Source organism: Desertivirga brevis, assembly GCF_017355835.1.
The window spans coordinates 79,107-99,727 of sequence record NZ_JAFEWF010000016.1; the positions used below are offsets into that span (position 1 = coordinate 79,107).

General features: G+C 41.5%; 13 protein-coding genes and 1 tRNA gene. 4 read left to right on the forward strand and 10 right to left on the reverse strand.

Going from position 1 to position 20,621, the window contains the following annotated elements; translation table 11 throughout:
• Window positions 1–86: 86 nt before the first annotated feature.
• Window positions 87–2,111 carry an OmpA family protein gene (locus tag J4N25_RS26105; RefSeq protein ID WP_207424839.1) on the forward strand — a complete coding sequence of 675 codons (2,025 nt, stop codon included), beginning with the start codon at window positions 87–89 and terminating at the stop codon, window positions 2,109–2,111.
• Between the two features lie 107 nt (window positions 2,112–2,218).
• On the opposite strand, the gene hscA is transcribed toward J4N25_RS26105, so the two are convergent.
• The gene (gene hscA, locus J4N25_RS26110; protein ID WP_207424840.1) at window positions 2,219–4,072 is read right to left on the reverse strand and encodes a Fe-S protein assembly chaperone HscA; all 1,854 of its coding nucleotides are present in this window, start codon (window positions 4,070–4,072) and stop codon (window positions 2,219–2,221) included.
• Window positions 4,073–4,167: 95 nt separating this feature from the next.
• Here hscA and J4N25_RS26115 point away from each other — a divergent pair, with 95 nt between their 5' ends.
• From J4N25_RS26115 to J4N25_RS26125, 3 genes are all read left to right on the forward strand, one after another.
• Window positions 4,168–4,419, forward strand: coding sequence for a hypothetical protein (locus J4N25_RS26115; protein WP_207424841.1), 252 nt, complete (start codon window positions 4,168–4,170; stop codon window positions 4,417–4,419).
• A 213-nt stretch (window positions 4,420–4,632) separates the two neighbouring features.
• Window positions 4,633–4,742: transfer RNA gene (locus tag J4N25_RS26120), tRNA-Asp, on the forward strand.
• Window positions 4,743–5,264: 522 nt separating this feature from the next.
• The gene (locus tag J4N25_RS26125) at window positions 5,265–9,176 is read left to right on the forward strand and encodes a DEAD/DEAH box helicase (protein ID WP_207424842.1); all 3,912 of its coding nucleotides are present in this window, start codon (window positions 5,265–5,267) and stop codon (window positions 9,174–9,176) included.
• Between the two features lie 585 nt (window positions 9,177–9,761).
• Here J4N25_RS26125 and J4N25_RS26130 read toward each other — a convergent pair.
• The 9 genes from J4N25_RS26130 to J4N25_RS26170 all read right to left on the reverse strand — a co-directional run bounded on the left by J4N25_RS26130 (window position 9,762) and on the right by J4N25_RS26170 (window position 20,607).
• Window positions 9,762–10,226, reverse strand: a complete 465-nt coding sequence (locus J4N25_RS26130; RefSeq protein WP_207424843.1) for a Fur family transcriptional regulator — start codon at window positions 10,224–10,226, stop codon at window positions 9,762–9,764.
• An 83-nt stretch (window positions 10,227–10,309) separates the two neighbouring features.
• Window positions 10,310–11,689, reverse strand: a complete 1,380-nt coding sequence (locus J4N25_RS26135; RefSeq protein ID WP_207424844.1) for an MATE family efflux transporter — start codon at window positions 11,687–11,689, stop codon at window positions 10,310–10,312.
• A gap of 6 nt (window positions 11,690–11,695) precedes the next feature.
• Entirely contained in the window at window positions 11,696–13,120 is a 1,425-nt protein-coding gene (locus J4N25_RS26140) for a DUF3526 domain-containing protein (RefSeq protein WP_207424845.1), read from the reverse strand.
• On the reverse strand, window positions 13,117–14,544 hold the full coding sequence (locus tag J4N25_RS26145) for an ABC transporter permease subunit (protein WP_207424846.1): 1,428 nt from the start codon (window positions 14,542–14,544) through the stop codon (window positions 13,117–13,119). The genes J4N25_RS26140 and J4N25_RS26145 overlap by 4 nt, the downstream gene beginning before the upstream one ends.
• Entirely contained in the window at window positions 14,544–15,476 is a 933-nt protein-coding gene (locus J4N25_RS26150; protein ID WP_207424847.1) for a hypothetical protein, read from the reverse strand. The genes J4N25_RS26145 and J4N25_RS26150 overlap by 1 nt, the downstream gene beginning before the upstream one ends.
• Entirely contained in the window at window positions 15,477–15,941 is a 465-nt protein-coding gene (locus J4N25_RS26155; protein WP_207424848.1) for a glycine-rich domain-containing protein, read from the reverse strand.
• Between the two features lie 299 nt (window positions 15,942–16,240).
• The gene (locus J4N25_RS26160) at window positions 16,241–18,640 is read right to left on the reverse strand and encodes a TonB-dependent receptor (protein WP_207424849.1); all 2,400 of its coding nucleotides are present in this window, start codon (window positions 18,638–18,640) and stop codon (window positions 16,241–16,243) included.
• A gap of 7 nt (window positions 18,641–18,647) precedes the next feature.
• Window positions 18,648–19,370, reverse strand: coding sequence for an ABC transporter ATP-binding protein (locus J4N25_RS26165; RefSeq protein WP_207424850.1), 723 nt, complete (start codon window positions 19,368–19,370; stop codon window positions 18,648–18,650).
• 52 nt (window positions 19,371–19,422) lie between these two features.
• The gene (locus J4N25_RS26170) at window positions 19,423–20,607 is read right to left on the reverse strand and encodes a DUF4374 domain-containing protein (RefSeq protein ID WP_207424851.1); all 1,185 of its coding nucleotides are present in this window, start codon (window positions 20,605–20,607) and stop codon (window positions 19,423–19,425) included.
• Between the last annotated feature and the right edge of the window lie 14 nt (window positions 20,608–20,621).

Here is a 20,621-nt window from a genome sequence, read left to right on the forward strand (position 1 = left end):
ATATACAACTCTTAGTTTTTTCTTTCATATTGCTCTTTGGTCAACCTGTGTTAGCTCAGTCATCCAAACTGAAAGCCCAGCTTAGGATGGCAGAGAAACAGTACAAGGATTTGCGATACGTTGCTGCGGTTAAACATCTTGAACTTGTGCTTGACCAAGACTCCACGAACCTGAAAGCTATTGAAATGATGGCTTATAGTAACCGGCACCTGCGGAAGTATAAGGAGTCGCTTAGGTGGTTTCAAAAGCTGAGTAAGCAGGACGATCTCAAAGCAGTTTGGGCACTTCATTACGCCGAAGCTCTTGCGAATAATCAGAGGTATGAGCTGGCAGAGAATTGGTACAGGAAATACCTGAAGATGGTTCCGGCAGACAAAAGGGCAAAGGCATTTGTGAAGTCGGGCATCTTTTCTAATCAGGATAACGCCGAATGGAAAGTGGAGAAGACGAGGTTAAGCTCTTCGGCCGACGAGTACGCACCGATGTTCTATAAGGATGGATTGTTATTCTGTAGCAACCGTCTGGAGTCCAAGCTGGTAAATCCGGTCTTCGGATGGAATCAAAAGCCTTATTCGGATCTATATTTTACAGATGATCTGAACGCGCTGCGAAAAGAAGGTGCAAAAGACGCAGGGTCTCGTGCTAAGTCATCCTCAAGACTTATAGTTAATGATGATGATACAGCTCCTACAAGTAACGACAGTCGCACTCTTGTAGATTTCGATCATGAATGGTTACAGAACCTGGCGGAGGATGCGGATCCAGGAATCAAGATCCAGCCGGTAAAAGGGAAGATTAATTCAATCTTTAACGAGGGACCGGGAGCTATCCTTCCTGAGGGAGCTTTTATCTTTACCCGTAATAATTTCAAGGGACTCGTTCCGGGTAAAAGTAAGAACGGGGTTGTTAAGCTTAAGATGTACATTGCTAAAGCTCCAAACTGGAATAAGATCGATGAGTTTAGCTATAATAACGATAACTATTCCGTTGGACACCCAGCGGTAAGTAAAGACGGGAAAGTGCTGGTATTTGCGTCGGATATGCCAGGTGGACAAGGCGGAGTAGATCTGTATTATTCAGTAAGGACTGGTGCCGGGAAAAGATGGACAAAGCCTGTGAATATGGGAACCCGGATCAATACCGAAGGAGACGAAATGTTCCCGCATTTCCTGAATGATAATACTTTATTGTTTTCCTCAACCGGTTATGCGGGCTTTGGTGGATTGGATATTTTCGAAATTGCTTTGAAGGATTATTTACCGGTGGCTGCACCGAAGAATCTCGGCGCTCCCATAAATTCCTTTGGTGATGATTTCGGTATTATTAGAAATGCCGATGGTAAATCGGGATACTTCAGCTCTAACAGGGATGGTTCGGATGATATTTACTATTATACCCGTCAGAAGTTCCATGTCTACCTGAAGGGAACAATTGCAGATGGAAATACAAAAGTTCCACCGATTGGAGCCCAGGTTTACCTTCGTCACGCTAACGGTATAGATACACTAAGAGTTAATAGGAGAGGCGAATTCGCAAAAGAACTGAATAAGGAAACCGACTATGAAATCATCGGATCTAGTCCGGGCTTCATTACTAAACGATCCTTTTTAACCACTACCAATATCTTTGAAGATTCAACGATCGTGGTTAATCTCAAGCTGGATAAGTCCGAAAAAGCACAGTTATGGGTCTCCAAGAATTGTGATTCCCTGAAACGTGTTTTCTCAGTTAAGAACATCTATTACGATCTGGATAGATCTGTGGTAAGAGAAGACGCGAAACCTACCTTAAATGCGCTGGCGGAGTTGATGATGAACCATAAGGAGATTTCAGTTATCACTTCGAGCCACTGCGACACAAGGGCATCTGCTGAGTATAACAAAGCATTATCTTTAAGAAGGGGAGAAGCTGCTAAAACTTATCTTATCAGCAGGGGAATACCAGCCAGCCGGATCAAAGTAGAGTATTACGGAAAGTCGCGCTTAGTGAACCGCTGTACCGACGAAGTGCCATGTTCTGAGGAAGATCAGCAACTCAACAGAAGGACCGAGTTTGATGTGATCCTGCACGGGGTGAACCTCACGCAGATGGATTGCCCGGGAAATAAGTAGATTCTTCAACGCAGGCTGTGTTTTCGACACTGTCCACCGTTGCAACAATAAAAAACGGACAGCTCTCAACGAACTGTCCGTTTCTATTTTCCAGAGATCAAGTAAGTTTAAATCGTTTTTCCTTTCATAGCCTGACTGATCGCCTGGTCCATTACTCTTTCCGCAAAAGGACGCGTAAACTCGTTCAATTCATCTATCTTCTTATGGATAAGATCTTTGTCGCCCGAGGTAAGCGCAGTTTTAAGCGCTTCTACATAGCTATTGGTATCGGCGATCTCCTGAATGCTTAAAAATTGCCCATTCTTCTCAACAAATCGTTGTGCAGTGTAAACCATTTGTTCTCCCTCCGTCCGTGCTTCAATGATCATCCGTTGAGAAACGTCGTCTTTCGCATGCGTAATAGAATCAAAAAGCATTTTCTCTACTTCCTGATCTGTTAAACCGTAAGTAGGTTTCACTTCAACCTCTTGTTTTACGCCCGAGCGAAGTTCTAATGCCTGTACTGTTAAGATACCATCAGCATTGAGAAGGAAATTAATATCAACCTTCGGTAGTCCCGCTGGCATAGCAGGAATTCCTTTAAGGTCAAACTCTGCCAGTTTCCTGTTTTCTTTCACCAGGTCACGTTCTCCCTGAAAAACCGAGATCTTCATATTTACCTGGCCATCAACAGAAGTAGTGTATTGGCGTCCGGCTTTTGTAGGTACTTTTGAATTTCTTGGAATGATCACATCCATAAGTCCCCCCATCGTCTCAATGCCAAGAGACAGCGGAGTAACATCAAGCAAGAGAATGTCTTTACGGTTCCCAGCAAGGATGTCCGCCTGGATTCCTGCACCAAGAGCTACAACTTCATCAGGATTAATAGCATCGTTCACACGGCGACAGAAGAACTTAGCAACTTCCTGTTTCACCAAAGAGGTACGGGTAGATCCGCCTACCATAACCACTTCATCAATTTCAGAAACCTTCACTCCTGCATCTTTCAAAGCATTAGAACAAGCAACTATAGTTTCCTGAACCTTCGGTTGGATAAGCTTCTCAAATGTGCTTTTTGTGATAGCGCAAGGAATATCGCCGATGGCACCGTTATAGATATTCTGGTAACTTAATGCCTTTTTTGCCTCCTCTGCTTTTAATCTGAGAGCTTGTGATAACTCCTTATTCTCGGTGATCTCGTTCCTGTCGAGTTTATTTTCCTGTATCCAGTAGTCGATTATCGCGCGGTCGAAGTCATCCCCGCCAAGAAAGGTATTTCCATTGGTCGATAATACTTCAAAGATGCCATTTTGTATCTTAAGAATAGAAACATCGAAAGTTCCACCTCCAAGATCGTAAACAGCGATTGTCTTTTCTTCTTCTGGCTGTAATCCAATCCCATAAGCAAGACTGGCAGCAGTTGGCTCGTTTACTATACGAAGCACGTCAAGTCCTGCAAGTTTACCAGCATCGCGGGTAGCCTGTCGCTGACTGTCATTAAAATAAGCCGGAACAGTGATAACGGCCCTTCTAACAGGAGTTTTTAATGCGTGTTCCGCTCTCTCTTTTAACTCCTTCAAGATCAGCGATGAAAGTTCGATAGGAGTAAAAAACCTTTCTCCCACTTTGATTTTAACCAGACTCTCTGTGTTATCGTCGATAACCTTGTACGAGAAGAAATCTTTGTAATTAGCGATGTCCTGATAAGAACGGCCCAAGAGTCTTTTTACAGAAAATATAGTATTCTGGGGATCGGTGATTAAATAATCCTTAGCCTCGTTACCAACAATAACACTTCCATCATTATGGAAATGAACGACAGATGGAACAAGCACTCCCTTACCAACATCATTTATAACCTGAGGTTTTCCCTCCGGATTAATAAAGGCCACAAGACTGTTAGTAGTGCCCAGGTCTATTCCTACAATAATATCTTCTTTCTGTAAAGAGCCTGTAGCAATATTAATTGAAACTTTCGCCATACTCTGGCAAAGGTACTTAGTTTGGAACTAATCTGAAATTACATTAAGGATATAACTCCGGTATGACAATTGATGTAATTACTAAAATTCTAGCTATGGAAAAGAAAATGAGAAATGAGCAGGGCAGCGTGAATGCCGAGAATATACAAGGAACGTATGACCATGAACATGAGTTGAGCAAGAAAATAGAATCCCATACTACGCTTTCCCGGGAAGAACAGGAGAAGCTGGATCAGGCTCGTCGCGTTAAAATGGCCCAAGACGAAAAGGATACGATACCAGGAGTTCATGCAGAAAATACAGAAGGTACGCCAATAGAAGACGATAACAGGAAAAAGGAAGATTAGAGGAGCAAAGTTCTCCCAGAAGCCTAACAGGGCCCTTTTTTAACAAATTCTCAAAGAAGAGCTATTAAATTAAGCCTGTGTTAATAGATTGATAATAAAAGCATTCGCAAATATCTAATTTATAAAAAAGCACTTTTTTTGTTATAATATTTGCAAAATAACACAGATGCCTTTATCTTTGTATCAACACTTCAGAAGAAAAGTGTTATACACTGTAGGGTGGTGAAACTGGCAGACACACCTCCTTGTCTCGGTGGCGGAGATCATGGGAAATCCAGCAATGGGCTAACCACTCCTTGAAGGTTCGACTCCTTCCCCTACAGCTCCTTTCATATAATTTAGGTTTATAATTGGTTAGTTTGAGCTGTCTCCCATAGACGGCTTATTTTTTGCAATAAAGTGCCGTTAGAGCGGTTTTTCCAGCCCTTTTGACCTCACAATAATCCCATTCTTTTTAAAAGGCTACAATCTCTTAAACCCATAGTTAGATGTAAATTATTCCTCGGAAATTAAATGCCTATTTTACGGCATGGATACTCAAATTGGATTAATGAACCCTAAAAGCGGTACACGTGTATTTACTATTATAAAACTACAGAATGCTGGGTGTCAAGTAGAAGGGTTGTAATACAAGGTATGAGTGAAAAAATTCTAAGAGGGGATTTTCCTCTACCAAGCCGCCCTACACGAGAAAGACACAGTTCAATTTACACTCCCGTAGGATTTACCAATAGAAAGCTATCCTCATCACCCAACCCTTCCTCCTTGCTGTCAGTTGATAAGCAAATCACTTTGAGTTTACAGCTGAGTTTAATCACTTCATCACTTACATCTTCCGTTTCCCTTTGCGCATATTTAGCCGTGCGATTGCTGATGCTCCATATCTGAAGATTTTCTTAAATACTAATATCCTTGATCCCTTGCTTTCTATAACTGCCTTTCCTTACTTTGCAAGGATGGATTTCGCACAATTAGCAAGTAAGTACCTCCAGTCTCTTTCCAAGAATCATTTGAAAAAGGGGCAGCGCATCTACAGCAGCTATTTGGAAGAAATAATGTACATGGACCGACAGCCGGATAGCTGGCAGGTGGATGTACCAAGCGAATCTTCAGATTATTATTACGAGGTATTAATAGGTTTACCTAAAGGTGGTGGAAGTCAACTACATAAAGAATGCGAATGCCCTGCTTTTGCAGAATATGGAGATTGTAAGCATGTTACTGCTGCAATTCTTTACCTTCAAGACGTGGTTGACAAGTTTGAAGAGGAGGAGGACGGGTTCGATTACTTTGAGGATCCTGAAAAGAAGGAAAGTACTGCAAAAGCACCTTCTGCTAACCCCACAGCTCAAAAGGGCTTTTACTCCTTTCGTATGGAGACTATTAGCCGATGGACCTTGAGCGGACTTGCAGGAAATCCCGATCCCAGAGCGTTTTATCTGCTCGCAAGCAGGGTCGAAATCCTTGATAAATCCTCTGCTCACAATACCTTCAGGTTTAGGGAAAGTGCACGCGATATTTATAACATTGACATTATTTATGACGGTGTTGGTGGATTTAGCACAAGGTGTACCTGCAGCATTACTTCCACCCCTATCTGCACTCATATCTTTGGTGCTTTTATTCACCTGGATGAGATGTATGGTTCTAATTACTTCCAGCAGTACCGGGACCATACCAAAGAGAAAATCGCCTGGCTGGCCAAATATGGCTTAAGTCCCCAAGACCCTGAAGCCGACGATTTTGAATGGGAAACTGACTACCGGGGGAATTTAATTGTGAAAAAAAAGCCCGATTCTATCCGTCCGAAGGGTGATTCTGACTTTATTAGGGAACTACAAAATAAACTATTGAAAAATACTCCAGCATTGCGTCCGCGGTTGAATCCTGATTCTTTCATTGATTATGAGATCGGCTTTGTTCTCAACTTCGCCAATCCGAGGTTCCTCCGTTTTGAACTTGACGGAGCTCTGGTCCGTGAGAAGAAAGGCAAGAAAGACGTAAAGCGTCTTAATATTCATAAACAGGAAAACTGGGGAGCGCTCCAATCGTTGGATACTTTCTTCTACTCCAGAATTATTAAGTTTAGCCAACCGGAACTTTCCTTATGGTTGTCTGGCCAGGCAAGCAAGTCGTTTGGAAGCTTAACGCTTAATTCTATTGATTACAGCGACGAAAGAGACCAGCAGAAATTAAAAAAGCATTATTTTGCACTTTTGAAAAGCCTGTGGCAGGACCTAAGTAAATGGGGAAATGTGTTTTATTTGAAGGAAGGTAAGTTTAATAACACCAATCTTCTGCCCGCCGAAATAAGAACAACGCCTGCTAAACTTCAATTTACAGTTAGTCAGGATAAAAAATTCTTATCTATCGATGTCTTTCTTTGTGTGGAGGGAGAAAGTGAATCGAGAATTACATTCCTTTCTCAATTAGTTTTTGCAATTGAGAATAGGCTTTATTTAGCGGAAAGTTATGAGCTGATCGAAACACTTTCCTCATTTAAAAACGGAGTGCTGAAATTTCCCATTTCGGATAGGGCAGAAGTGCTGAAAAAAGTGGTGATGCCGCTTAAACAGAAACATTCAGTTATCCTGGATGAATCCCTTGAGCTGGAAGAGGTACGGGTTAGTCCAGAACCGCGAGTGACACTGAGCGAACTTAATGAAGAGTATCTTTTACTTAAGCCACAGTTTAAATACGAAAACACGCTGCTTGATTATGATGATTTAAGTGATTTTGTTACCGAAGGCGATGATGTCAATCTCCGGCTCATTCACCGGGATAAGGAGCAGGAAAAGAGCCTATACGAACTACTTCGAGACCTTCACCCGAAATTCGCAGGTCAGCGAAACAACCTATACTATTATCTGCCTTTCAACGAGGTGATGAAAGATGGATGGTATCTGAAGATGTCAGCCCGCCTTAAAGAAGTTGGTATTCCTGTTTATGGAACACAAGACCTGAAGCACTTTAAATATAATACAAATTCTCCGAAGGTCAGGATAGGCGCTTCGAGCGGAATTGACTGGTTTGACCTTCAAATCTCGGTGGAATGGGGAGACTTGTCAGTGCCCTTACGGGAGTTGCGCCAGGCTATTCTTAATAAACAAACTTCTATTCTGCTAGATGATGGGTCGTTGGGGATGATCCCGGAGGAATGGTTAAAACAATATACCTTGCTCCTAAGAATGGGAACTGAGGAAAATGGATCGCTTAAAGTAAGTAAGATGCACTTTTCTCTGCTTGACGAACTGGCGGAGCAACTAGACAATAATGATGTTCTTGCTGAAATTGAGGAGAAGAAAAAGCGCTTAGTTCAGGTTGGAAAGGTCAAGACCACCAAACCTTCTAAGGAAATTAAAGCAACGCTGCGGCCCTATCAACTGGCAGGTTTCCAGTGGATGCAAACCCTGAACTCAATAGGGTGGGGCGGATGCCTGGCGGACGATATGGGTTTGGGGAAAACCTTACAAACCATAACCTTCCTGCAATATCTTAAGGAGAAAAATAAAGGCAGTACGCAATTGGTGATCTGCCCTACTTCGCTCATCTTTAACTGGGAAAATGAGATTAAGAAATTTTGCCCAAGCTTGAAATACCATACCTATTATGGCACTCAGCGCTCATTTGATAATGAGCATTTCGAGAATTTCGACGTGATTCTCACGAGTTATGGTGTTCTGCGCCTTGACCTGAAACATCTTACCCGCTTTAAATGGGATTATGTGATCCTGGATGAAAGTCAGGCCATTAAAAACCCCAAGGCTCAAATTACCAAAGCTGTCCAATTATTGCCCTGCAACAATCGCTTGATCCTAAGTGGAACACCTGTCCAAAATAATACAGGCGACTTATATGCTCAGTTTAACTTTGTCAATCCTGGTCTGCTGGGAAATTGGGAGTTCTTTAAGCGTGAATTTGCTAATGATATTGATAAAAGCGGGGACAAAGAAAAAATGCTCCAGTTACGTAAGCTTATTTATCCATTCTTGTTAAGGCGAACTAAGGAACAAGTAGCAAAAGACCTTCCCGATAAAACCGAGATGACTATCTGGTGCAATATGAGTACTGGGCAGCGAAAGGTTTATGACGAATATAAGAACTATTACCGCCACAAGCTGCTTGAGAAGATCGACGAGGAGGGGTTGGGAAAGGCAGGCATTTATGTTCTGGAAGGACTGTTGAAACTTCGGCAGATCTGTGATCATCCTGCGTTGGTTAAAGATAAAGAGATAAAATCGGTTGCATCGGTAAAGGGGGAAGAGCTTTTACGTGAAATCCAGGAGAATACGGGGGATCATAAATTGCTTATCTTTTCGCAATTCACGGAAATGCTAAAATTAATTGAGCAGGATTTGAAGAATAATGACATTCGGTATTGCTACCTGGACGGAAGTACTCCAACGCCGGCACGGCAAAAGCAGGTAGAAGAGTTCCAGACAAATCCGGCTGTAAAGATCTTTTTGATCTCTTTAAAAGCCGGTGGAGTTGGATTAAACCTTACTGCGGCAGATTATGTTTATCTGGTTGATCCCTGGTGGAACCCCGCAGCCGAGCAACAGGCCATAGATCGTACGCACCGTATTGGTCAGACCAAAAAGATCTTTGCCTACAAGATGATCTGTAAGGATACAATTGAAGAAAAGATCCTCAACCTGCAGGAAAAGAAGAAAAATTTAAGTGGCGACCTTGTAAGTGAGGATGCTGCCTTTGTGAAAAAATTAACAAGGGATGATATTGAGTTCTTGTTCACCTAAGTAAAAGTCGAAGGAGCGTTAATTTCGATCACGAAAAGATTACAGTTGTAGGCCCGAGGACTAATTCACCCTCTTCTTTCCGTATTACCCCGCGAGTTTTTTGTTTCCTGAAACATTAGACTAGTGAGAGCCTACATTTCTCATAATAAGCAAACCTGATGAGAATTGAGAAAGGTATTTTAGATTGCTTTATTATGGTAGAATGCCTCTTTATTTATACTCTAAAATAACCACCGTTAAAATGGACTTTTAAATTTTAACAGGATTTTTTCATTTATTGAAGTCGCTGCAGTTTTCTGGGAAGGAAGCCTGGTCCAGAAAGTCATAACTTCCTGAGCCCAAGAAGGAAATAGTGAAAAATAGGGTCAAAAAGCAGGACCAATAAGTCGTTTTTGTGATGAAAAATTAATGACATTTTTTAGAATTCATAGGAAACCCTTGAACAGTAAGCATCTCTAACATCCACTTCTTGATTTAAACCATCATTAGGTGATGGGGCTTATATAGAGAGATAGCGCTGAAATAAGGGGTTTAAGAACAATAGTATTTAACTCCCCAAAATCTTTTAGAAAAGCTCCTTCCCATCTAACGCTTATTCTTAAGATACTCTGTAGCCTTCCTGTTACAGCTTTCACAAATTCCGTAAACTACAAGATTTACAGACGAGGGATTGAAACCTTCTGGCATGTTTATTTCCGGAAGTTTAAAATCCTCGAGGCAGTAAACCTTATAGCAGACAGTGCAATTGAAGTGTACGTGTTCGTCCTTATGTTCGTGCTCAGTACAAGACTCTTTGCAAGTAGCATAGACAGCCGTACCATTCATGTCAATTACCTTGTGTATTATACCTTTTTCTTCAAAGGTCTTCAGGGTGCGATATAGAGTTACCGAGTCAACTTCTTTACCCAGGATTTGCTCCAGATCTGGTTGAGAGGTAGCTGCATCCCGGGAGGTCAGGACTTCCAATACGCTTAATCTCGGCTTGGTTTTCTTTAACTCATGCTTCTCTAAAAGTTGGCCAAACAAGGAATTTGTTTTGCTGTCGGACATATGCAAAGATACGATTTACAGAGGATATGCCTCAGTAATATCCCTCACTTACGACATCATTGAGATTATTGTTCATGATACTTTCAGTTTAATAGCGGATTCGAAGTTTCCAGTTTCGCATGATTATTTCTCAATTTAATCTTAATCATCTGCCTCCGTACAACAAAGAGCACTATCAGCATGTACAGTACGTTTTCTGTGAAAAGCCCTAGGTAGATACCCTGCTTCCCCAAAAAATGGGGAGCTGAAAGCAGTAAGGGAATAAAGAGAAGCGTTTCCCGTCCCAATGCGAGAGAAGCCGAAATTTTGCCATTGCCAGTGGCCTGCAAAAAGACAATTCCAGTAGAAGAAACGGGAGCAATTATTAAAATCCCCATCATTAACCGGAAATGGAATAAATCATCATGGGTGAAATCAGAATTGGGCAAAATCAGAGAAAGCATTTGCTTGGGAAATACTTGTACTGGTATTAAAACCAGCAACATGACCAGGCAGCACGACAAACGAAATATTTTTAAGGCTTCCATGCTTCTTTCATATTTACCGGCTCCGAAATTGATGCCAATCACAGGTTGCAGGGCCTGAAGTATACCAAAAACGGGGATGAGCGAGAAGGAATAAATACGAAACACAGCCGAAAAAAAAGCTTCCTCAAAGCGATCGCTATACAGTGTTACCATCTTAAAGAGAACGAGCTGCCGGACAAAGCTGCTAGCCTGCATTACCATGGCAGAAGATCCAATCTCCGTTATTTCTTTCAGCACTTCTTTGTCAAGCTTTATCTGACGAAGATCCAACTTTACGCTGCTCCTATTCGAGTTGAGAAACTTTAATATTCCCAGGGAGTAAACAGCCATAGATAGAACCGTTGCAAGAGCGGCCCCCTTAACACCCCAATTGCAATAATAAATCAAAATAGGGTTTAAGATAATGTTGCAGATTACCCCAGCGATGGTCATTCGCATAGATAATTTCATTTGTCCTTCTGCTCGTAGAAGTGAAGAACAGGCAAGGCCAAAAATACTTGTGAAGCATCCTGTCATCATCCATCTATAATATGCCGCTCCCTCTTTCAAAACTCCGTGTTCTGCCCCAATCAGCTTAAGTGCTGATTCTGCTAAGAAATATCCGGCAGTACCCAACACCAGCGAAACAACCACGGAATAAATGAGTACATATGCGAATATCTGCTGAGTAACTCCTGTATTACCGCTTCCAACAGCTCGACTTAAAACATTTGATGCGCCGGAGGAAATAAAACCGGTAACTGCAGAGTTAATCACCATTAAGGGAATACATAAAGACACTCCGGCCAGTGCATCCTGCCCAATAAGTCGACCGGCATAAACGGCATCAACAAAGGAGTTTAAGGAGATAACCAGCATACTAAGAACTCCCGGTACAGACATCCGAAACAGAAGTGTAGAAAGTCTGTCGTGTAAAATGGCCTCTCTTGACTGCATCCTCAATTATTTTAGATTTTTACTGGATATAAAAGCTCCAATAACAAGAAGGAGGACAGTAAGCATAAGTAACTGAAAAACTCCTGTCCTGATATAGGCTGCAGTATTAAAGTTCCCCGACATTACGAACACAGGAGAATGCCTCATCTCTTCACTTGAGAAGTTTCTGTCTGAAAAGAGCCTGGAGTAGTAAAAAGTCACGAGTTGTTTATGAAAGGCTGCTACAGATTTACTGAAATCCTGAAAAGCATATAGGTCAGTTGAGGCCAGGGAATTAAACAAGTTTTGAGTAGCGACAGCAGGATTTATGAAGTTAAAACTTCTTGCAATTTTATCTCTCTCTTTCACCTGGTTTTGATAAGTTGCTACCAGCCGGGCCGACTGTGCATCGCGTAAAACAGTAAAGGCTGCCTGTCCTTTGGCCATCAGTTTCTTCTGAAACAGTTGTGGGCCCGCCGCAAATTCAGGGTGCTTTGTCAGAAATTCCTGTATTACCTTAATATGATTTTCATCTTTCTCTTCATCGAAGACACCCGCCCTTCGGCTAATGCTACTGAGAACAGAACTGTTCAAGGGCATTGAAAGACTTATAAGAATGTTTAACAGCGCCGGTATCAGGATCAGAATAAGAAGCCAGGTTCCGATCCCGGCCATTGCGTTCCATCCTGTATTCTTCTTCAGCGATATCAGGATAAACATCAGCGAAAACCAGAATAGAAAATAGATTAGGATGATAATTAACCAGAAGACTGCCAGATTTAACCTATCAAAATTCATAGAGCTGTCACTTATAAATCCCACCATACTTAGTAAAAATGCCGTTCCCGTAAGCAGGATAAAATAGAAGAGCAAGCGGTAAAGGACAACCGTTTTTACCGGAAAGGCCTGCGAGCGGATTACCGGTAGTACGCCGCGATCAGTATCCTCCGACAAAATGTTATAACTAAAGGCAATTATCAGGAGCGGAAACAGATAGACAAGAACAAAAGAAAGGTCAAAATTTCCTGCGAGTAATTTCTCCGGATTGGCAATTTCGTTTTGAAAAACTTGGTAATACAAGCTCATTGCAGAGATTTTGTAGTAGTAAGGTTGTAAATCTCTTTGTCCTATAGCAAGAGAAGCTAGTGGCGATGGTTTGTACGCAGCAGGATAAACATGACGGTGCCAGGCGTAGGAGGCTACCGCAGAAATTTCCCAGGCTTTTTTTCCTTCGGTGGTGCTGGTATCTGCAGAAAATCCCTCTTGAATTAGTTTTTGACTACGCGAACTTTCCTCCATCACAGAAGCTATCGCCAGTTCCTGCTTTTTGATTTCCCGCGCACCGTAGTAAATACTATAAAGCCCAAGTAAAATGGCCAGAGAATGAATCACAAGATTGAAACCTTGCCGCTTAAAGCTTAGCCATTCATATTTAAGAATATGAGATATCATAGGATCATCTTGTTAAATGAGAAGGAAACCAATAGAAATGCTGATACCGCCCATGCCAGCAAAGCGATTATTTCGAACAGGCAATTTTCTAATGGAAAAATAATATCCGGCGTTTTGTAATTAAAATCAGGTACAGCCTCCCATAAGCTTCGGCTAGCTTTGTACTCATAAAATTCGCCGGTTTTTGAATGGTCCCGGTAGTCCATATTCATCATTCGTACCATCTTTCTCCGGTAATTCTCGGCAGAAGTTTGAAAATCGGTGTAGGTAGCAAAATCCGTCGCGCTTAAACTCATGGAGATATTTCTAACAGCAAGGTAGGGATCCAATAGACTCAGGTATTTAGACACCCTATTTTGTTTTACAAGCACCTCCTGTAACCCAAGGGTATGTTTATCGTGAATTCTGTTACCAAAATCTTCGTAAGCTTGTGCACAGGCAGCTTCATAATTAATAGGCAGTTGGGAAACTTCTCTTACTTTATATTCTGTCAGAAGCTGCCTGGTAAGATGGACAATTACTTCGTCCTTAAGCGGATTCCTCTCAATTCTAGAATTAATATCGTTTTTTATCTGCTGTTGGTAGGCATTTAGGGATGGCAAAGGATAGGCCTCAGAAGCAATGCTGGCAGTAGTTTTGGGCAGGATGATTGTAAGTACTATCCAGATGCTAAGTAGTGTCAGCAGAGATTTTCCAGAGTTTACTGATTTGGAGGAAATCCAAACGGCAAGCACAATGAAGATGAAGAAATAAAGAATATACGAAAGAACTAGTATAATCAATCGCAGGAAAACTTCTGTAGTAAACTCTATCTCAAAGGGCATAAAAATACCCACAAAGAGAAGTGTAAGCGTTGGAAGCAGAAGGCTGAACACTACTATGTTATAAGCTAATATCTTTCCTTGTATGATTGCTCTCAAGGGCACTCCCTGGCTTAGTAAAATACGGAGCGTACCATGTTCCCTCTCCCCGGTAAAGGAGGAGAAGGCTAGAAAGATGATCAGAAGAGGAATCAGTATCTGGAGTACTAAGGCAATAGATAATTCACCAAACCGAATCATCGCCCCAAAATCTTGTGCAGGCCTGAACATAAATTCGTGCTGATAATGCGCCTCTAAATAAATGGAGGAACCAGTATAGGAATCGACACCAAAATCAAAAAAACTTAAGGCAGTTTTTGGCTTAAAAACGAATGTGCCAAAATGTGCGGCAATATGCGGATGTTTATTTCCCTGCTCCAGCCATTGTTGTCTCTTTTCCTTCTGGGCTACTGCTACCTCATCTTTCTGCATTTTATAGTTGAGGAAACCGCCAGCCCCGGCTATCAGCAGCAAGACTGAAATCAATATACCCGTGATGATGATCTGTTTATTCCGGAAAGCTACGCGCAATTCCTTTTTTGTTATAATAAATACCTGATACATCAGTGATCATTCTCTTTAACAATTTCTACCAATAGTTTATTCGCAAGCATTTCATCATAAAGACTTTCCTTGCAGGCTCTTAAACTATCCGCGGGATGTATTCCATCAGCCTTTTGCCATAACGTATTTGTTTCGCCATCCAAAAGATAAGCCTCATCATTCTGCCGATTCAATAAGTAGGTCGCCTTTTGTTCTGGTTTTTCTATGGATAAGAACCAGGGACTTTTAGTAACGAATGTTTTGGCAGCGGATAGAGGAATCATTTCCCGCTCCTCATTGTAGCTTAAAAAAGCATGTTCCGATTTAAAAAGCACTTCTTTTGTTTCATTAGCTTCCAGTTCAAACACTTGCAGTTTATCGGCGAGAAGAGCTTCTCCCAGAGTATAGTCTATAATTTTTACCGGAGCTGGTTCCAACGAATGATTTTTTACAATGGCTTTCCCGGATATTCCATCCCATCGAACGTCTTCACAGCTTACTTTTTCTACGTAGAAAAAATCATCAATCGCGGTTTTAGAATAGCGTATTTCTCCTTCACTAATTACCTCTGAAACCAGTGTGTACTTTCCAAGCGGCGTGTTTTCGGGTGTTTGATAAGTGAAATAGAAATGCCTGCCGCCCTGAATGTTTTGCAGTATGTCGGCTAATTTTTCCTTGCTGCTCTTACCTGAGAGGTATGATGCAAGCAGTAGTATCGGAAGATTTTTATTGAGGTACAAAAGCTTGTTGTTTTCAGCTGCCAGCTTTTCATCTTCAACGGCTGGAAGCGCTAATACATGCTCTTCAAAAAGCATTTTTACGTTCCCAAGCGGGTCTTTTACTCCAATTCTTACAAGCGGAAAAATATGCTTTTCTTTTAGTTTCGACGTGTTGAAGTTCCAGTGTATTGTGACTGGCTTGCCAGGCAGGGTACGCTTAGGAAAAATACTCATCTATGCCTTTCTTAAATCTTTAATATTTTGAGGACTGTAAATCTGCGGATATGTACTGAACCATTTGAGTACCGTTTCCTGACCCAGATGATCAAAAACTGCAGAAATAAGCACCTCCAGCTTTTTATTAAATTCAGCTCGGTTGGCTTCAGGATTTGCCTCTATCGCTGCTTTTCGGTTTAACTTTTCAGCTCTGGTGGCAGGTTGATGATGTACGAAGCGTCCGAAATTAGCCTGACAGAAAGCAGCGTACTCCCTGGTAAAGAGAATGAAGTTATGCCACATTTCATCCAGGATCAGGAGCTCGTCGGGAATAAAGATCCCTTCATATTGACTCAAAAAGAGAAACTTCTTTGTCTCAAGGAAAATATCCTCTGCCTCATCGTCCGTTACATTCAAAAGATCGGTAAACCGGCAGATGACGTCTTCGTTTTTATATTCAAGAATTTTATCCAGTTGTTGCATTTGAAATAAGTTTTAAGAATGAAACAGCAGCTCTTTTGAGGCTGCTGTTTCCATTGATACTATAATGTTACTGTGCAGTGGCCACCAGTATCGCAATGAGAGCTTCCGCCAATTACTCTGTTTTCAAGGATTAAAGCGATTAGTTCTTCTTTACTTAGGTTTTTCATGATGAATATTATTGATGATTTATGCCTACTCTGGTTGGGGTTTTCGGCCTCCCCCCGTTATTGCAACAACAATACAAGTATAACAAATAATTTCTAAATGCAAGTAACTTGCATTTAGAAATTATTAAAATGTCAGAGTCTCTCCTGCTCTTCCAGCCGTTGAGTTTTTCCGCGGGCTAATTTTCCTCCGAGGTGATAAATCAGGCTAACATTAAGACGGCGACTATCCGGCAAATTGTTGTACCAGCTATTAGCCGTATTTGTTATGCTATAGCCACTGTACCTAATAGTTCTGAAAATATCTGAAAGGGAAGCCCGCACATCAATCTTCCTTTTAGCAAATGTTTTTTTTAACCCGGCATCGACCGAAAAAAATTGACGGTAGATGTATACTCCATTTAAGGTAGGACTTGTATAATGGAAATTAACTTCCCCGCTAACCTTCTTTGGAAGGGTCAGGGAATGATTACTGATAACGTCTATGGCAAACTTCTCCGCAGATTTTATTCCACCTAATTGCTGCAAGGGATAATGAGTATAGTTTAGACTGACAGTATTGCTACTGCTCCAGAACCTGGTGTAGTTTATCGGAGATGATAGCTGCAAGTCTAACCGCTCTCTTTTTCCAAAGTTGATATTACTGGTGATCAGTACAGCGTCTGGATTAACCACTGCACTTTGGGAAATAAAATTATTTGCCCTGTTATAGGTAAGGCTTACAATATACTTTTGGTGAAGCGTATAAATGATTGTACTTACCCAGGCTCTTTCTGGCTGAAGCAGGGGATTGCCCTGGTAATAGTAATACTTATCGTAGAAATAGCGGACCGGGTTTAAATTGTTATACAGCGGTCGGTTAATTCTACGGCTAAGGGAAAGGCTAACAGAATGTGATCCATTTAATTTCTGCTCGAGAGAAAAAGATGGAAACAGATTTGTGTAATCGCGTCTTGTGCGGATGGAACTGCTGATGGAATTTGCATCTGTTAAGGTATGTTCCATTCTGATTCCAGCTTCTATAGTTGTCGTCTTCCAACTCCTTTTTCCCGAGAAATAAACTGCTGATATTTGTTCTCCATAGACAAAGTGATCACTTAGCGAAGAAGCGGGAACAAAGTGATTGTTAACGAGCGAATCGTATTTGAACTCGTTATCAATATTCACTTTGGCATACTTTAAACCAGCTTTAAAATCTATTGTATGGGAAGGCAGATCGAAATCAGCTTTTAAAGATCGAATATCAACAAAGCTGGGCTGATGAAAATTTAATTGCTGGTAAGGTCCGATTTCATTTCCATCCACGTTTGCCCAGGAATTACCGATAAAGCCATCCGAATTGTTTCTAAATGAAATGTAGTCTGCATTTAGACTAAGCGTTTTGCCAAGTGTATCCAAGCCTTTTTTAAAATTAAGGTTGAACCCATTATTATAATAAGGCTCCTTGAGGATATTGTTATTCTGTACAACTGACTGAAGATTATTTTGATTAGCCAAAACCTGGGTTGCTCCGCCTGCATTTCTGCTCCAATCATCGGTATAGCCCGTGTAGAAAAAGCCTAGTTCTGTTTTTCGAGGAAGATAAAGGTCAATACCAGCTTTGTAGCTATAATAGTGCGTTTGGGTCTCATCTTCAATTTCCCGTAAGTAAAGGACTTCGTCTCGGCCAGAACCTTTTAACTGGTTTCCTCTTTTCAGGGCCAGATAGTGACGATTATCATATCCCAGACTCCCAAAGATGTTAAATCTATCGTTCCTGATATTCCCCGCAATACTTTCCCTATGAAGAAAGTATTGCCCCGCCCCCGTTCCAGCGCTTATGTCTGCGGCATAACCTTTTTTGTTTGTTTTTTTTGTGATAATGTTGATGCTGCCGGAACTTCCGGCAGCATCAAATTGAGAACCAGGTGAGTTAATAAGTTCTACGCGGCTGATAGCAGAAGCGCCCATTCCCTTCAGCATATTACTTAGTTGCTGGGCAGATATTTGACTTAATTTGCCGTCAATCATGATATTAACAGCAGATGATCCTTTAAACACGATATTATCGCTTTGATCTACTGATACCCCAGGTATCTTTTGCAACAGATCGAAGGCAGAATTTCCGGTGGAAACAGGACTTGCATCGACATTAAAAACCAGGTTTCCTCCTTTTATTTCTACGGGATTCCTCCTTTGAGTGATTACTACTTCTCTTAGTTTGGTTTCCTCTTTAAGTAGAATAATATCTGGTAGGGTATCAAAGGACCCTTGGACAAAAGACCTGGAAACATGGTTCTTATATCCCAAAGCAGAAGCTTTAATACGGTATCTTTCAGTTGGCATACTAAAGCGGAATATCCCTGATTCGTCCGTTCTTGTTGCACTCAATGTGCTCGAATCTCTTTCTGCAATTATAAAAATGGTGATGAATGGAATGGGATGCTTGTTTTCATCCAGCACCCTTCCTTCTAAGCCACTTAATGCCTGGGAAAAAGCATCTAGCTGGGACAGCAATAGTAATATTATAAGTAGAGTTTTTGAGTAAAGATTCATAAAGTGACTATCTGTGCATATGCTGCAGATAAAGCTTTTCAAGGTTTTCAAAGCTAACATCAGAGGTGGAAAAACTTTCCAGCAGTTGCCCCTGCTTCATAATCCCTATATGCGTTCCGGTTTCTTTCGAGCGGAACAGATCGTGGGTCGCCATCAGGGTAGCAACACCTAGCGATTTCATTTTCAGCAGTAACTCTGAGAACTCATTACTGGCTTTAGGATCTAATCCAGACGTTGGCTCATCCAGCAAAAGCACTTTTGCTTGTTTGGCAATGGCCAGGGCAATTCCTACTTTTTGTCGCATGCCCTTTGAGTAGATAGATACTCTTTTATCAATGAAGTCCGCCTGCAAACCTGCTTCCAGCAGAAAGCCCTGCAATTGATCTTTTTTTAACTGAAGCCCTGATAAACCGCAGAAGAAATCCAGGTTCTCATATCCAGAAAGAGCGGGATAAAGCATAAGGTTCTCTGGAATATAGGTCAGATACTTTTTCGTCTCAACTGGCTCAATGGCAACATTTGTGTTATTTATCAGGGCTCTTCCAGAGCTTGGCTGGATGAAGTTGAGAAAGAGATTGATTGTTGTTGATTTTCCTGCACCGTTTGCACCAAGAAGACAGAAGATATCACCGGGCTTTACTTCCAGGCAAAGGTCCTTCAAGGCCTGATGACCATTATAGTTTTTAGAAAGATTTATAGCTTGTAGCATTTTGGGAGATTTATTGATCATTGGGAATGAGGGTAAATAAGCTGCCGGCATCAACCCGGCAGCGCTCAACCAACTATTGGATTTTAGCAAATCCGTTGCAAGCTCCGGAAGCTAATCCAAACTCCTTTTTTATAGATCCTTCTTTAATGGAGTAAGAATAAATAGCATTCTCAGCAGAAGCTGCAACATTGAAGTAAATCTTCTCGTTGTCCCACTTGGTCATGAAAGACTTGTTTCCTTTTACTAGCGGAAGGTTTTCTGATAGAGCTCCTGATACCATTTTGTTAGCAAGATCAATTCTGATATACTGTCCAGCGAAAGCGTTGCCACTATCAAATGGATAAGCTGCAGTTGAGGTGTATTTGATGGTAAATGTTTGACCGCTATCGAAGTGGAACAAGCCAAGGCAAGGCCCTCCGGTTGCATTACTTAAGTTGAAAAAGTAATCAGGATCAAAGCTGGTTTCTCCATTTTTAATTCTTAAAACACCCGAAGGTTTTCCATTAGCGGCATATCCCATTACGTACACATCTCCATTAGCTGTTTTAGCAAATACGTTAGGCTGGAAAGACGATTCGGAACCGCCATTCCAAGCCTGGTTGCTTCTTTCGTCGGAGATAAGCTTAACGAAAGCTCCGCTACTGCGATCAAAGACAGCTACAAAGACTTTGTTTTCCAGGTTTTGGAAGCTTGCATTCTGGTAGTTTACCCCAATAAAAAGATAATTTCCTTGTTGCATAATTCCCATTAGATAAATTTCTGTTGCACCTGTTTTAAAAAGACCACTAATATCAATGTCTCTCGTTACCGCCATGGTTGAGGGATTAAAGCGCACAAGCTTTGGTGTACTGCCAAAACTTGCTACGGTAGCATAAGCTTCAGTTTCCGACACAAAGGAAACTGCCCCGATGGTTCTTAATCCCGGGATAGCGAAAGAGCCCGTTTCCTGCAAATTTCCGCTAGCATCAAATTGATATTTCTTTAAAGTAGCGGGTGCGCCGAAGTTGTTCTGATAGATGCTTTTTCCGTATTTAAAAATGAAAGCCGAGCTTGCAGACTCAATAGCTGTGCTTGTTCCTATACTTCCGGTTGGAAAGTCTTTTGTTCCAAGCAAATACGACGTTTGGTTGGGAGATACGCCTCCTGTGACACTGATTATGTAATTAGCATCAGTGGTTTCCTCTGTTTTGTCTTTTTTACAAGCGGTGGCGCCAAGAAGGAGAGTAAAAAATAGAGTGTAAATGTAGTTTGTCTTCATGTTTATTGTTTAAA